Annotated in this window: 18 protein-coding genes and 1 tRNA gene; 7 read left to right on the top strand and 12 right to left on the bottom strand. The window is 66.9% G+C overall.

Annotated features, from left to right (window positions below; translation table 11 throughout):
• The first annotated feature begins 11 nt into the window (after window positions 1-11).
• Window positions 12-2,438 (top strand): ABC transporter, encoded by a 2,427-nt coding sequence (locus ACLHIH_RS03400; protein WP_411315300.1) that lies wholly within the window; start codon window positions 12-14, stop codon window positions 2,436-2,438.
• Here ACLHIH_RS03400 and ACLHIH_RS03395 read toward each other — a convergent pair.
• The 4 genes from ACLHIH_RS03395 to ACLHIH_RS03380 all read right to left on the bottom strand — a co-directional run bounded on the left by ACLHIH_RS03395 (window position 2,424) and on the right by ACLHIH_RS03380 (window position 5,557).
• Window positions 2,424-3,200, bottom strand: coding sequence for a hypothetical protein (locus ACLHIH_RS03395; protein WP_411315299.1), 777 nt, complete (start codon window positions 3,198-3,200; stop codon window positions 2,424-2,426). The two genes, ACLHIH_RS03400 and ACLHIH_RS03395, sit on opposite strands and share 15 nt — an antisense overlap.
• A gap of 33 nt (window positions 3,201-3,233) precedes the next feature.
• Window positions 3,234-3,307: transfer RNA gene (locus tag ACLHIH_RS03390), tRNA-Ile, on the bottom strand.
• Between the two features lie 19 nt (window positions 3,308-3,326).
• Window positions 3,327-4,565: a glycosyltransferase gene (locus ACLHIH_RS03385; protein WP_411315298.1), complete on the bottom strand. Its 1,239-nt coding sequence runs from the start codon at window positions 4,563-4,565 to the stop codon at window positions 3,327-3,329.
• A gap of 74 nt (window positions 4,566-4,639) precedes the next feature.
• The gene (locus tag ACLHIH_RS03380) at window positions 4,640-5,557 is read right to left on the bottom strand and encodes a DMT family transporter (RefSeq protein WP_411315297.1); all 918 of its coding nucleotides are present in this window, start codon (window positions 5,555-5,557) and stop codon (window positions 4,640-4,642) included.
• A gap of 40 nt (window positions 5,558-5,597) precedes the next feature.
• Between ACLHIH_RS03380 and def the strand changes: the two genes are divergently transcribed.
• The gene (def, locus tag ACLHIH_RS03375; RefSeq protein ID WP_411315296.1) at window positions 5,598-6,164 is read left to right on the top strand and encodes a peptide deformylase; all 567 of its coding nucleotides are present in this window, start codon (window positions 5,598-5,600) and stop codon (window positions 6,162-6,164) included.
• 8 nt (window positions 6,165-6,172) lie between these two features.
• Here the strand turns inward: def and ACLHIH_RS03370 are convergent, their stop codons facing one another.
• Window positions 6,173-7,054, bottom strand: coding sequence for a sensor histidine kinase (locus ACLHIH_RS03370; RefSeq protein ID WP_411315295.1), 882 nt, complete (start codon window positions 7,052-7,054; stop codon window positions 6,173-6,175).
• 390 nt (window positions 7,055-7,444) lie between these two features.
• Here ACLHIH_RS03370 and ACLHIH_RS03365 point away from each other — a divergent pair, with 390 nt between their 5' ends.
• Genes ACLHIH_RS03365 through ACLHIH_RS03350 form a run of 4 tightly spaced genes read left to right on the top strand, consistent with a single transcriptional unit; the run spans window position 7,445 to window position 9,207 of the window.
• On the top strand, window positions 7,445-8,308 hold the full coding sequence (locus ACLHIH_RS03365; RefSeq protein ID WP_411315294.1) for a tyrosine-type recombinase/integrase: 864 nt from the start codon (window positions 7,445-7,447) through the stop codon (window positions 8,306-8,308).
• 20 nt (window positions 8,309-8,328) lie between these two features.
• Window positions 8,329-8,712: a hypothetical protein gene (locus ACLHIH_RS03360; RefSeq protein ID WP_411315293.1), complete on the top strand. Its 384-nt coding sequence runs from the start codon at window positions 8,329-8,331 to the stop codon at window positions 8,710-8,712.
• Complete coding sequence (locus ACLHIH_RS03355; RefSeq protein WP_411315292.1) at window positions 8,705-8,827, top strand: hypothetical protein; 123 nt, start codon at window positions 8,705-8,707, stop codon at window positions 8,825-8,827. Before ACLHIH_RS03360 ends, ACLHIH_RS03355 begins: the two co-directional genes overlap by 8 nt.
• 47 nt (window positions 8,828-8,874) lie before the next feature.
• Entirely contained in the window at window positions 8,875-9,207 is a 333-nt protein-coding gene (locus tag ACLHIH_RS03350) for a hypothetical protein (protein ID WP_411315291.1), read from the top strand.
• 61 nt (window positions 9,208-9,268) lie between these two features.
• On the opposite strand, the gene ACLHIH_RS03345 is transcribed toward ACLHIH_RS03350, so the two are convergent.
• Window positions 9,269-9,412, bottom strand: coding sequence for a hypothetical protein (locus tag ACLHIH_RS03345; protein ID WP_411315290.1), 144 nt, complete (start codon window positions 9,410-9,412; stop codon window positions 9,269-9,271).
• Between the two features lie 235 nt (window positions 9,413-9,647).
• Entirely contained in the window at window positions 9,648-9,965 is a 318-nt protein-coding gene (locus ACLHIH_RS03340) for a hypothetical protein (RefSeq protein ID WP_411315289.1), read from the bottom strand.
• A gap of 143 nt (window positions 9,966-10,108) precedes the next feature.
• Here ACLHIH_RS03340 and ACLHIH_RS03335 point away from each other — a divergent pair, with 143 nt between their 5' ends.
• Window positions 10,109-10,264 carry a hypothetical protein gene (locus ACLHIH_RS03335; RefSeq protein ID WP_411315288.1) on the top strand — a complete coding sequence of 52 codons (156 nt, stop codon included), beginning with the start codon at window positions 10,109-10,111 and terminating at the stop codon, window positions 10,262-10,264.
• Between the two features lies 1 nt (window position 10,265).
• On the opposite strand, the gene ACLHIH_RS03330 is transcribed toward ACLHIH_RS03335, so the two are convergent.
• Genes ACLHIH_RS03330 through ACLHIH_RS03310 form a run of 5 tightly spaced genes read right to left on the bottom strand, consistent with a single transcriptional unit; the run spans window position 10,266 to window position 13,937 of the window.
• Complete coding sequence (locus tag ACLHIH_RS03330; protein WP_411315287.1) at window positions 10,266-11,417, bottom strand: sialate O-acetylesterase; 1,152 nt, start codon at window positions 11,415-11,417, stop codon at window positions 10,266-10,268.
• Window positions 11,417-12,298, bottom strand: a complete 882-nt coding sequence (locus ACLHIH_RS03325) for a hypothetical protein (RefSeq protein ID WP_411315286.1) — start codon at window positions 12,296-12,298, stop codon at window positions 11,417-11,419. The genes ACLHIH_RS03330 and ACLHIH_RS03325 overlap by 1 nt, the downstream gene beginning before the upstream one ends.
• A gap of 9 nt (window positions 12,299-12,307) precedes the next feature.
• Window positions 12,308-12,676 (bottom strand): hypothetical protein, encoded by a 369-nt coding sequence (locus tag ACLHIH_RS03320; protein WP_411315285.1) that lies wholly within the window; start codon window positions 12,674-12,676, stop codon window positions 12,308-12,310.
• Entirely contained in the window at window positions 12,673-13,101 is a 429-nt protein-coding gene (locus ACLHIH_RS03315; protein ID WP_411315284.1) for a hypothetical protein, read from the bottom strand. The genes ACLHIH_RS03320 and ACLHIH_RS03315 overlap by 4 nt, the downstream gene beginning before the upstream one ends.
• Window positions 13,098-13,937, bottom strand: a complete 840-nt coding sequence (locus ACLHIH_RS03310) for a hypothetical protein (RefSeq protein WP_411315283.1) — start codon at window positions 13,935-13,937, stop codon at window positions 13,098-13,100. Before ACLHIH_RS03310 ends, ACLHIH_RS03315 begins: the two co-directional genes overlap by 4 nt.

Genomic DNA, 13,937 nt, shown 5'->3' with positions numbered 1-13,937 from the left:
GCATCGGTCGGATGTCCGAGTCCCGAACGCCAGCCCGCCCAGCCGAGCCGAGCGGCTTCATCAGCGTCCGCGGCGCGCGGGAGAACAACCTGCGCGACGTCGACGTCGACGTTCCTCGCGACAGCATCGTGGCCTTCACGGGCGTCTCCGGTTCGGGCAAGTCGTCGCTCGCCTTCGGCACGATCTTCGCTGAGGCGCAGCGCCGCTTTCTCGAATCGGTCGCCCCGTATGCGCGTCGCCTCATCGCCCAGGGGTCGACGCCGCACGTCGACTCCATCACCGGGCTGCCTCCCGCGGTCGCGCTGCAGCAGCGCCGCGGAGCACCGAGTTCGCGATCGACCGTCGGCACTCTCACGACCCTGTCGAACTCGCTCCGGATGCTCTTCTCCCGCGCCGGGCACTATCCCGCCGGGGCTCCCCGTCTGGAGTCCGACTCGTTCTCACCCAACACGGTCGCCGGAGCGTGCCCGCGGTGCCACGGGCTCGGGGTCGCCCACGAGGTGACCGAGGCGTCCGCGGTGCGCGACGACTCGCTCTCGATCCGCGACGGGGCCATCACCGCGTGGCCCGGTGCGTGGCAGGGCAAGAATCTGCGCGACGTCACCGCCGTTCTCGGCTACGACATCGACATCCCGTGGCGTGACCTGTCGCGTCGCGACCGCGACTGGCTCCTCTTCACCGAAGAGCAACCGGTCGTCGAGGTGCAACCCCAGCGCGATCGCGTCGCGAAGCCCTACAAGGGGCGGTTCTGGAGCGCTCGGCAGTTCGTGATGCACACTCTCGCCGATTCGAAGAGCGAAACCCAGCGAGACAAGATGCTTCAGTACGTCAACTCCGGAAGGTGCTCGCTGTGCGACGGTCGCGGGTTGACCCGCGCGGCGCTCGACGTCACGGTCGCCGGTCGCACCATCGCCGAGATGAACGGGTTGCCCCTCGGCGGACTCGCCGACGCGCTTCGCCCCATCGCGGGGCTTGAGAACGCCACAGCCGCGACGTCGCGTGCGTCGTCGGGCGAAGGCACGGAGGTCGCGGTCACGATCAGTCGCGATCTGCTCGCGCGCGTCGACGTGCTCACGGGGCTCGGGCTCGGATACCTGAGTCTCGACCGCGCGACGCCGACCCTCTCCCCCGGCGAGATGCAGAGACTCCGCATCGCAACACAGTTGCGGTCGGGTCTCTTCGGAGTCGTCTACGTGCTCGACGAGCCGAGCGCCGGACTGCACCCCGCCGACACCGAGCCCCTCATCGAGGTGCTCGAGGGGTTGCGCGCGAGTGGCAACAGCGTGTTCGTCGTCGAACACAACATGGACATCGTGCGCCACGCCGACTGGATCGTCGACGTGGGCCCCGGCGCGGGAGCCGGTGGAGGAGACGTGCTCTACAGCGGGCCGGTGGACGGACTCGGCTCGGTCGAGGCATCCGTCACCCGGCGATTCGTGAACGCGGCGATCTCCGAGAGCAGCAGAGCGCGGCGCGACCCCGCCGCGTGGCTCGAGCTGCGAGACGTCTCCCGGCACAACCTCGACCGTCTCGACGTCGATGTGCCTCTCGGCGTGCTCACGGCCGTGACCGGAGTGTCGGGCTCGGGCAAGTCGACACTCGTCGGGAGGGTTCTCGCGGAACGCGCCGCGGAACACCCGCTCGTCACACGCGTGGTGCAAGTCGACCAGAAGGCGATCGGACGAACCCCGCGATCGAACCTCGCGACCTACACGGGACTCTTCGATGCCGTGCGAGCGACCTTCGCCGACACCGACGAGGCGCGGGCCCGCGGGTGGACCGCCGGGCGGTTCTCGTTCAACGTCGTGGGCGGTCGCTGCGACGTCTGCCAGGGTGAGGGTTCGGTGTCTGTCGAGCTCCTCTTCCTCCCGGGCAGTTGGTCACCGTGCCCGGAGTGCGGGGGATCCCGCTACACCGCCGAGACGCTCGAGGTCACGTGGAACGGGGCATCCATCGCGGATATCCTCGCGATGACCGTCGACGAGGCCGCGACCTTCCTCGCCGCCGTGCCCGCCGCATCACGCGGTCTCACGACACTGCAGCAGGTCGGGCTCGGATATCTCCGGCTCGGCCAACCCGCACCGCAACTGTCGGGCGGTGAGGCGCAGCGCATCAAGCTCGCGACCGAGCTGCAGCGGGCTCGCTCGGGGCACACGCTCTACCTCCTCGACGAGCCCACGACGGGACTCCACCCCGCCGACGTCGAGCTGCTCGTCGAACAGCTCGCGACGCTCGTCGACGCGGGCAACACGGTCGTGCTCGTCGAACACTCGATGGCGGTCGTCGCTCACGCCGACCACGTGATCGACATGGGGCCGGCGGGGGGCGACGGGGGCGGTCGAGTCGTCGCCGCCGGCACTCCAGCAGACGTCGCGGCCACGACCGGGAGTCGCACGGCGCCCTACCTCCGCGCCCACCTCAAGTCAGACTCCCGCTAGTTCGGCCCCGGCTAGCCTGCCTGAGAGCGGCGCGAGCACCGTGAGCCACGCGAAGAGCGACACCGCGGCGAACGACGTCACCGCGAAAGCGCTGTCGGCGCCGGGTCGGGCGCCGACCGCCGCGCGCTTCGCTTCACGCCACTGCAGGGTCCACGTCACGAGAACCGCCGCGAGCATCGCGAGCGTGACGACTCGGAGCCCGAGGCTCGGTTCCTGGCCGACGAGGCCCGCCCCGATCTGGTGGAACGCGATGATGCCCCACGGCACGATGCCGACCATCGTGCCGAACGAGAACGGCCACAGGCTCGCGCGGAGAGCTCGATCCTGGAGACAGGCGAAGAGCGCGACGGCACTCGAGAGAGCGTAGATCGCGACGAGTGCGCCGATATCGCTGATGCCGTTGAGCTGCGCAACGAGGAACACGAGGATCGGCCACACGAAGGCCGCCTCCCCCCAGCGATACCCGTGAGTGCCGTGGTCGGCAGCGGATGCGCGCCAGCGCCGCAGCGCGGGGACCGCTGCGGCGAGCCGCACGATCGCGACGAGACCGAGCAGAACGACGGATGCGGCGGGCACGTCGATCGTCGCGACCGCGAGTGCACCGTCGGCGCCGCCATCCGCATCCCCGGCCCCGGGCAGGCGCGCGACGACGGGGCGCCGGAGCTCGGGCGCACCCGCCGACACGACGGCGACGACGATCGCCTGCGCGAGAGCGAGAGCGCCGAGACTGACCTCGAGGCCCGTCGCGCTGCGCTTCGCCATGATCACTCCGCTCGGTTCCGGGAGACGGTTCGGTGGGGCGGACGGGACTTGAACCCGTGACCGACGGATTATGAGTCCGCTGCTCTAACCAGCTGAGCTACCGCCCCGTGCGGCGCGACCGCCGACTCAGGCCGGGTTGTCGAGCGACACTTCGGTGACCGGATCGGTCACCTTTTCCCCACGATACAGGCTCTCGAAAGTGGCGAGAGTGCGACCGATGTCGTGCGGATCGATGTAGGCGAGGCTCGTGCGCTTGAGTCGCTGGAGCTCGGCGTCAGGGGCGGTGAGCACCCTTGTGAGCTTGGCCGCGAGGTCGTCGACGTCTCCCGGAGTGAAGAGGTAGCCGTTCTCGTCGTCGTGCACGAGGTGCGGGAGGGCCATCGCGTCGGCCGCGACGACGGGCAGGGCCGATGCCATCGCTTCGAGAGTCGCGATGCTCTGGAGCTCGGCGATCGAGGGCATGGCGAAGACGGTGGCACGGCCGTAGGCCTCGAGCAGTTCCTCGTCGGTCACGTAGCCCGTGAAAGTGACTCGAGAGCGGATGCCGAGACCGTTGGCCAGTTGCTGGAGCGGTGCGAGGAGGTCTCCCCCGCCGACGATGTCGAGCTTGACGTCGAGCGCCGGGTCGAGTTTGGCGACAGCCTTGAGCAGAACGTCGATGCTCTTCTCGCCGGTGACCCGGCCGACGAAGAGGATGCGATTCTCGGCGCGTCGCTCGAAGGTCGGAGTGTATTTCGTGGCGTCGATTCCGCAGGAGATCGCGTGCACGTTGGGGATCCCCGTCGCCTCCTCGAGGAACTTCGCCGCTTTGCGCGTCGGGCTCGTGACCGATTCGGCGAGGCGGAACGTTTTGGCCGCATCGGCCCACGCGAGGGAGATCGCGGTCTTGTGCAGGAACCCGGGCAGAAGGGTGTGGTCGATCATGTTCTCGGGCATGAAATGGTTCGTGCCGACGATGCGGATGCCCCGCTTGACCGCTTGGCGCGCGAGACCGCGACCCACGACGATGTGCGACTGGAAGTGAACGACATCGGGTTTGACCTCGTCGAGCACGCGAGCCGCGTTGCGCTGCATCGTCCACGGGAGGGCGTAGCGGAGCCAGTCGTGCGGATACCAGCGCCACGACCGCAGACGGTGGACGGTGAACGAGCCGCCGTCGTGACTCTCGACCCCCGTGCCGTGCTTGCGGCTCGGGGCCGGGGCGATGACATGGACGTCGTGGCCCCGGCCGACGAGGCCCGCGGCCAGTCGCGATGCGAAATTCGCCGCACCGTTGACGTCAGGGGGAAAGGTGTCTGCGCCGATGAGGATGCGCAGCGGTCTACCGCGGTTCTCGTCAGTAGAGCCGGGGAGCGGATCGGGCAAAGTCTTCGATGTCCTTGAAGTGTCGTCGAACAGGGAGTGAACGCCGAGCGGCGCGGGCTCGGGTGTCTGCCAGCCTAGCGGCGGGCCTGGGGGTGGTGTTTCGCGAGCTCGAAGACACCGTAGATGGCGATGGCTCCGGCGACGATGAAGGCGATGACCGCGAAGAGCGGCGCGCCGTCTGCCTCGCCGAGCACGACGATTCCGATGGCGACCGCCACGAGGGGGTCGATGACCGTGAGGCCCGCGATCACGAGGTCGGGCGGCCCCGACGCGTAGGCGGTCTGCACGAAGTAGGCCCCGAGCGCCGTACCGGCGAGGAGGGCCACGATGCACACGATCGTGAGGGCGTCGAAGTTGTCCGACACGATGCGGTTGATCACGACCTTGGCGAGCGTCGCGACGAAGCCGTAGAGCACACCCGCGGCGATGATGTAGATGATCGCCCGGATTCTCGACCTCAAGAACGCGAACAGGACCGCGGCGATCGCGAGCACGACGGCGAGCACGACGAGCACGGTGATGAGTTGCGCATCGGTGATGGGCCGCTCCCGGGCGACGAACGCCGCGAACGTCACGAAGACGGCGACACCCCCGACACACAGCGCGATCGAGCGCACGGTCAACCTGTCGAGCTTCACCTTGCTGACCCGCGCGTTGACGAGAGCCGTGATCACGAGGGCGACCGCGCCGAGCGGTTGAACGACGATGAGCGGCGCGAGGTAGAGCGCGATGAGCTGAAGCGTCACCGCGAGACCGAGCATCGCGGTGCCGATGATCCACGACGGGCGGGTGACGAGGGCGCGCAACTGGGTGAGGCTCAGCCCGCTCGAGGCACCCCCGAGCTGCGCTTCGACCTTGCCGACGCCCCGGTGCTGAAACTGGGCACCGAGTGCGAGGAAGACGGCCCCGCACAGGGCGACGGGGATACCGAGTCCCTGCATCGGGGTAAGGGTCAGCACCTCACCGGTCAGGTCACTCAGGTCGAACACCACGCGACGACCCTACTGGCTGGCTCACCGATAATCTTGACGAATGGCCGTCCTCCCGATTCTCATCACGGGAGACCCCGTTCTCCATTCGCGCGCGAACGACGTCACGGTTTTCGACGCCGAGCTGCGCCGCCTCGTCGCCGACATGTTCGAGACGATGGATGTCGCCCCGGGCGTCGGTCTCGCCGCCCCGCAGGTCGGTCGAGACATCCGCGTGTTCGTCTACGGGTGGACAGACGACGACGGCACGGAGTGGCGCGGCACGGCGGTCAACCCCGAACTCTGGATCACGCCGAGCGTTCCCGCGGAACCCGACGAAGACGACGACTCCGAGGGGTGTCTCTCGGTGCCCGGCGAACGGTTTCCGCTGCAGAGGTCTCCGCGCGCCATCCTGCGCGCTCTCGATGTCGACGGTGCCCCGTTCGAGATCGAGGCCGACGGATGGCTCGCCCGCATCTTCCAGCACGAATACGACCATCTCGACGGCGTGCTCTACGTCGACAGGCTCGAGCAGCGTTTTGCGAAGCCCGCCGCGAAAGCGATCCGCAAGTCGGGATGGGGTGAGCCCGGGCTCTCCTGGCTCCCCGGTGAAGACGACCTCGACGCGTAGCTCGGCGGCTATGCCCGCGGCGCCGGACCGTCGTGACGGAGCCGAGGAAAGATCGCCGAGACCGAGAACCCGACACCCGGCACCGGGTAGGCACTGAACACACCGTCGAACGCGGTCGCGCGCTCGCGCATCTCGGTGACGCCCGGACCCGACACGACCTCGGTCAGGGCTGCAGCGTCGTCGTCGATCGAATAGCGCCGTCGTTGCGACACCGAGTAGGGGTCGAGCCCGTCGCGCCGGGCCGCCGAGTGGACGCCGTCGTCGTCGACGAGCAGCTGCACGCCCTCGGCCGTCCAGGTGACGGTCACCGACACCGCGGTGCCCGCTCCCCCGTGGGTGAGGGCGTTCGAAAGCGCCTCCTCGAGAATGCGGCAGACGGCGGCATCCGCCCCCGACCGCAACGGGAACGACTCGCCCGATTCGACGAACGTGATGTCGAGGCCCGCGTGCCTCATCGAATCGATGAGGTCGGCCATCGACGTGACCGTCGGGCGCTCCGGCTGCGCATCCGGCCCGGAGATGGCCACGATGCGGCGGAGGTCGCTGAGCGACGACGACGCCTCGTCGACGATCTGGCCGAGGGCCCGCACCGCGGCCCCGTCGTCGGCAGCCGCGCTGTAGCGTGCTCCGTCGGCAGTGCGCACGATCGACGCCACCGAGTGCACCGCCACCTCGTGCAGTTCGAGCACGATGCGCGACCTCGCGCTGTGCTCGGCCACGACCGTTCGCAGCCGCGCGAGTTCGGCGTCTTGCTCGTCGAGCTCACGTGAGAGCAGTCGCGCGTTGCGCAGGGAGAGAGCCCAGGCGATCGCGAGAGCGAGAGCCACGACGGCGAGACCGGCCGCGACCGAGGCGACGAGCGTCGAGTTCTCAGCGGCCCACTGGTTCATGTCGTCTCCTGATGACGAAGGCCGCAGGGGGTGGAGCCCCGTGCGGCCTTCGAGCTCCCCGACTTGGACTCGAACCAAGAACCTGCCGGTATCTCTTTTGGCCTGGTAACACTACTCGAGGACCACCGCAGCGCCAAAGAAGAGGCGCACTCCTCGGTGTTCACCGACCGTGACGCGACAGTCACACCGATCCTGAGCAGGGTCGGATGATGGAGCTCACCGCGGCGATCGCGATCGGCATCGCCGTGCTGTCTGTGAAGCTCGAGGAAGCGGTGTCGACACGCCGCGAGTCTCGACGCATCCAACACCATTGAGGTGTGAGCGGTGCCAGACAGCCTCCCTATGGTCAGGGACCCAGCACTGTTGCTGACCAATATGGGGGGACCAACCATGAAGGAATACAGCAATCACCTGTTGTCTGCTGGTCGGGGGACCAGCACCGCGGCGATGTACGTCGGCCGCATAAGGCTGCTCGCAAGAACACATCCGAGCCTCTTGGATGTGACGACCGTCGACCTCGAGGAGTACCTCGCGGATCGGCGCACCTCGCTGGCGGCGGAGTCGAGGAAGGCGCTGCGGAGTGCGTTCCGCTCCTTCTATGGGTGGGCCCACGCGACCGGGCGGATCAGCACGAATCCGGCGGCCGCTCTCCGATCGGTGCGGGTGCCGGCGACCGTGCCGAGGATCGCGAAGGACGACGTCGTGCAGTTGGCGCTCCTGACGGCGCCGGTCGACGAGCAAGCAATGATCCTCCTCGGGCGGCTTGCATGCCTCCGCCTGTCCGAGATCACTCACCTGCACACGAAGCACCGTGAGGGTGACACTCTCCGCGTCACCGGCAAGGGCGAGAAGCAGCGACTCGTCCCGATCAACGACCACCTCATGGGCGTGCTGCTCACGCTCGAACGGCAGCAAGGTGTCGGCTACTACTTCCCCGGCCGCTACGGCGGTGCACAGCACGTATCGACTATCGGCCGGAAGATCACCACGAGGACCGGGACGAACCCACACTCGCTGCGGCACGCCGGCGCGACCGCGGCCTACCGGTCGACCAACGACCTCCGCGCGGTTCAGCTGCTCCTGGGGCACTCGTCACTGGCGACCACGCAGCGCTACCTCCACGTCGGGATGGATGCCGTGAGGCGTGCAGCGGAGGGCACCGCGTTCGTGAGTGCGATCGCGAACCCGCACGACGTCGACCGCATCTTCCGGCCAGGGAACGAGCCGTCCTACGACGGCCGCTTCGCCGCATGACGCGCATCTATGGTCAACCCATGAGACGCACTGCACTCACTGTCGTCGCCAGCGTGGCTGTGCTGGCTGGCTGCAGCACCTCCTCGACGGCGGCACCCGACGCCAACGCTGAGACGTGCGCGTTCCTCGAGGGCGGCGCCTACGAAGACGCGGTCGATCTGTTCTTCGACTTCACCGATGATCCAACCTCGGTCGCCACCGAGGACGTCGATCCCGTGGTCGACCGATTCACCAACGCCGCGGACACCGCCAACGGTGAGCTTGCGGCGGCCCTCGCCCGTGCCGCGGGCGAGCTCGCTGCGGTGCGCGATCGCGTCGACGGTGGCGGGTCCGAGATCGATATCGACTACGAGGCGCTCAACGACTCCCTCCAGGTCGTCGGAGACACGTGCACAGATGACTGAGGACGGCATCGAGACACCCAACTGCGAGCGCTGCCTCACCCGTCTCGACCTGATCGGCAACACCGAGCACCCCTATTACTGGTGCCCCAGCTGCAAGGTCGCACACCTCACGTAGCATCATCCGTGCAGGGCCGGCTGCTTCGTCCACACGAGGAGCAACCAATGCAGATCACCCGATGGCAGCCACCATGGCCGCCTCTCCAGATCTCGGAGTGCGAGTGGGTCATCATCCGAGACTCGCAACGCCAACCCGCGGCGATCATCCGCCGGTTCGAGTTCGGGGAGCACCGAGAGGTGTGGTGGCGCATCGGCCGGTGGGCACCGCGGTCGGAGGATCGTGAGCTCATCGGGTGGGTGCGGACGCTCGAGCTCGCAGACATGGCCGTGAAGTTCAGTCCGAAGACGACTGTGGATCTGCAGCAGTTCTCGCCGGCACGCACCGCTGAAGAGTGGACCCGCTATCAGGAGGATCGACCAAGGTACCTCGGGAGTTAAACGCAGAGAAGCCCCCGCGGACGCCTCGAGGTGAGGGGCCGCGGGGGCTTCGTGCGTCTAACTAGAAGAATGCGGAGCCGACGATGCCGCCCCAGAACCATGCCCCGAATGCGAGGCACCCGGCGAGGAGAACTGCGATTCCACCGTAGGCAAGAAGCAGCCGTGTGCTGTCGCTCATCCTGCCCGATCTCGGGGTGTCAGCCATGGTTCCATGGTAGGCGCCGCTGGGCGGGGTGTCCTCTTTCCAGTCGCCCCACCACATCACGTGGTCGCCCGCGTCGTAGTGCGATCGACGATGCGTGACGTGTTCTGTGCAGTGAGCACCGTACGCGCCAGGCTCGGCGCACGTGTTCGGCCGCGGCGCGCTCACTGGCATGCCTCGCAGTTGAGCTCGTCCGACGGGTCGACGGGCACCTCGTACTCGAGGTCGTCGTCGCCCATCATCGGCCGATCAGAGGAGTGCCACCACCAGGGGTCGAGTGGTCGGGGTTCGCGGGCGAGTCAGCCGTGTATACCGCGGGCGTCTTCGCGAGACCGAGGAGCCACCCGAGCTTGGGTGCGACGTAGGTCTCGAGCAGACGGACAGCGATGTAGTAGATCGCGGCGAAGCCGACGTTGAGGAGCGTCGTGAACGCGACCTCGAACTCGGAGTCGAGCGTGATGCCGCGGCCGACGAAGAACGCGATGACCGCACCGACGATCGTGGGAACGATGGTGCGGACGATGGATGCCCAGAGGGCGGATGCTGCGGTGCTCATGGTTTCTCCTTGGGGGTATGACGAAGGCCCACCCGCGGGGTTGCGGGTGGGCCTGATGGGACTATCTGGGATCGTTACGACCGGTTCGGTGGTCCCCGAAAGGGGGGGACGTGGCGTGTCGCCCGAACGGATACGCTCGCAGAGTGAACCTCAAGACGCTGCTGCTCGGCAAGATGGCGACACACTGCGCTGAGTGCGGCGTGAAGGTGATCGCCGCAACCGAGTTTCGGGTGCCCCCCATTCAGGTCTACTGCTCCGAGGCTCACGCTGCCGAGTATCAGCAAAACAACCCGATCTGAGCTACGGCGTTACCGGGTATAGCTTCCCCGCTGGACCGACAAAGTACATGGCGCTTACCTCGTAGGCGAAGGGATTGGGCACGTCGAGGGTGTCGAGTGAGTGCAGCGCCCAGTTGGCGATCCTCGTCCCGTCGTGAACGCTCGTTGTGGTTGTGCTGTCGCAGAGGTTACCTAGGCCCACTGAGGTGTTGTCATAGGCGACCCCGTACCCGACCTGCGCGACCGGTTCGGTGATTGGCTGTGACAGGGCGAGGCGCACCGTGTCGGTGTTGATGATCGACACGGCTGTGATGTTCGCCTCGGTGTTCGCGAGGGAGAAGCCCATGTCGGGCTGTGCCGACACAATGGTGGTGTCGAACTCGAGCGACCCTGTCGGCACGTCGTAGCGAACGTCGATGTAGCTGGGGGTCACCGTGTACTCGACGGGCGCGAACGTCGGCCAGTCGCCCGTGTCGATGACGCGCTGCTGCGCGCGGGCGTGGAGCTCACCCAGTCGGTAGTAGCCGACGTTCGTGAGGTGCAGCCGGTCGGCGTAGGGGAACTGGTATTGCCCGCCGACAAGGTAGACACCAGGGAGGGTGCGTGCGGCCTCAAGTTGCGCGAGGCCGATGCGGGCGGGCTGGTTGTAGTACGCCCACGTCGCCGTCTGCGAGCCGATGAACGGGATGATCGACTGCCCGGTGATCGCACCGATGTCGGCGATGTAGTCGCCGACCAGAGCCGTCAGCCCTGCGAGGTACGCCGCGGTCGACACGTCGAATGTCTGGTCGGCCTCGCCCTGAATCCAGTGGATCGCCTCGACCGCGTAGGTGCGGGATGCTGCGACCTCAACGTCGTGGGCGGCTTGCACCGCGGCGATGGACTGTTCGTATCTGCCGGATGCGCCGCCCTTCGCGAGTTGCTGCAAGCTCTGCCCGCCGAGGCCGTGAGTGGAGAACCCCTGGCGCTGCGCGGGTCGTGATGCTCCGAGCCTGTAGCCCATCGACAGGTGGGGGGCTTGCTGCGTGGACGACTTGAGCGGCACTGCGGTGGTGCCGTCTGCGGCGACAAGCCAGGCATTGTCGATCTCGGAGACCGTCGAGAGCGAGGGTGTGCCCTGAGACCCGAGGGACAGTGATTGCCCCGCTGTAATCGTGTGCAGGAGGTCGGTCACTAGATCACCGTCGTTGACGAGAGGTCGTCGTAGGCCATTTCCGCAACGGCGGCAGACGCGCCGCAGAACACGCCGCGTGCGGTCGCGGTCGCGTACTCGGGTATGTTGCCGGAGTACACCTCAGCTCCGTTGAGATTCACGATGAATGTCCCGTCAGCGAGGGTGGTGATCTCGAACGTGTCACCGTCTGCCATGAGATGCCCGGTGAGCGTCGCAACGGTGGTGTAGGTGTTCGCGATGCGCTTGACGATGCGGTAGGTGCCATCCGTGGACGACACTCGGTTGATCGCGACGTGATTGGAGAAGTCGACGAACCGGGCGACTATGCCCGCCTGGTTGCTTGCGCCCTTTGTGGTGATCTTCGCTCGGTAGACGACGTTCGCCTGGCCGTCGTTGACGTAAATGATGCCGACCGACGAGGTGCCCGACGCGAACTTGATGGTGCCGCCGGTCTTCGTGCCGGTATACCCGGTGCCAACGACGTTCCATGCGAGCCCGCCAGTCTCGGTTGACCCGAGCGCACCGTCTATGGGAACGGTTTCGGACCACACGAGGACCGCTACTGGCGCGGATGTGGCGGTGAAGTAGAAGTCTCCCGGCGCACGGTTGCCGGGGGCGACAGTGCCGACCCACAGGGCGGGGGCGGTGAAGGTTTCGCCAGTACTGTCGAGGCGCGGCTCCGAGGCGTTCGCCCCGTGCTCGATGATGACCAACCCGCCACCCGAGAAGCCCTCAAGAGCGGTCTCCACGATGGCGTCAATGGTGGTCGATAGTTCGCCCGCGGTGGGCACTGTTTGCAGGTTCTCGAGGGCCGCGACGATCAACGGCGCGGCCGCACCGAGCGTGCTGCCAACTACGGGAATCTCGAAATCGCGCGGCATGGTGAACTCCTAGCTGGTCGGGCGAGCAGGCTTGATGCGCCACGGATGGTCAAGCGGAATGGTGTCCTCGTCGAGCTCGGCAAGGTCCGACGGGTCGAGACGAGGCACGTCACCGGTCGGCCACTGCCGGACAAGCTGGCGGATTATGCGCCCCTTGGTGGCGTCCCGACGTTCGGACGCCTCCATCCGGACGATGAGACCGACCTTCTTCTCGTCGTCCGGGTCGCCGTAGATCTCCTTCGTCAGCTTCTCCAGCCGAGCGAAGAGGGCCTCCTCCGATGTGAGAGGCCGGAGCTTCTTCGTGAAGTAGATCCCCACGAGACCGAGGAGTCCGGTGATTGTCGCGACGACGATCGCCTGTATCGCTGTGTCGTTCAAGCGCCACCCCGTTTCGGTATCTTCCCCGCCAATCGCCGAACACGTGAGTACGGCACGGGGCAGGCGGCCACTGTGATCCACGCGTAGGGGAGCCTTGAGATCTCGCCGTCGTCGAGCGTGCGAATGATGATGACGATCGGATAGGCAACCAGGAAGAGATAGAAGAGGTAGGTGGACACGATCTCGAGCATTGGCTTCTGCGGATTCCGTCTCGTCCGCAGTACCCCGGCGATGGCGACGAAACCGAGCGCCGCGATGATCGAGGAGATGACAGACACCAGGGTCGACGAGAACACCTGCTCGAGCGAGGGCAGCGACACAACAGCCGCCGTGACCGCGTAGCCGATGAGGAACACGTAGGTCGTGATGAGCGAGGTGTAGGACACCTCGACGGATGGACGCGGGATCCCCCGATCCCGCATCACTCGTCGACGATCGAGCTGTCTCGGATCTCGCGGATCAGTTCGTCGAGATCACGGTTGATGTCGTCGAAGTTCGCGTCGACCTCGCGGCCGGTCGCGCGCGCCTGAGCTTTGTACCAGCGGGTGCGGCGACGCTTGACGCCCTCGATGATCTGGATCCCGAGAGATGGGCTGATCTTGCGGAAGACGTCGGTGCCGTCCTTGTACTTCGGCTTCCCGGTCCCCGACGCGGCGCGCGCGATCGCGGTCGCCTCGGACTGAGTGATGCCCTCGGCGTCGTTGATTCCGGCGATGTAGAAGCCGCTCCCGCCCCTCGACTTTCCGATGTTGAATAGAAGCATGTCGTCCTCCTGGTGCTTGTAAACGCGCTTGGGTTTGGGCTTGAAGATGTTCGAGACTGCGGCGATGATCGACGCGATCGTCGTGGTCGGTCCGATGTATTTCTTGTGCCAGTCCTCGCCGAAGTTGTCGCCGTCGTTGGTCCACTGGTAGCGCCAGCAATTCGCGCGGAACCACGTGCGGGCGGCGGCGGTGTCGAAGCTGATGTCGGCGGCGATGCCTCGTTGATGGTCGGAAGCGCCGGGCGTGGCGACGACGACGCCCCACGAGTACTTGGTCCACCACGTCCCGTCCCACCAGACAGTCCCGTACTTCGAGCGGAAGTAGTTCGCCTCCAGGAGCGCAACCTGAGTCGCGACCGAGCGAACGAAGTCTTGCCACGGGTTGATGTAGAACGTCGACCCGACCGCGGCGAGGCAGTCAGCTTGCGCGCGCTTGAGCGACCGCACGGCGTCGACCTGGCCGGACTTACCGGGCGAGAACTCTTCGAGCTGCAGCAT

It is taken from the genome of Marisediminicola sp. LYQ134, assembly GCF_046599635.1.
Classification (GTDB): domain Bacteria; phylum Actinomycetota; class Actinomycetes; order Actinomycetales; family Microbacteriaceae; genus Marisediminicola.
The sequence above is the reverse complement of the archived record's forward strand: the minus strand, read 5'-3'. Positions and strand labels throughout refer to the sequence as shown.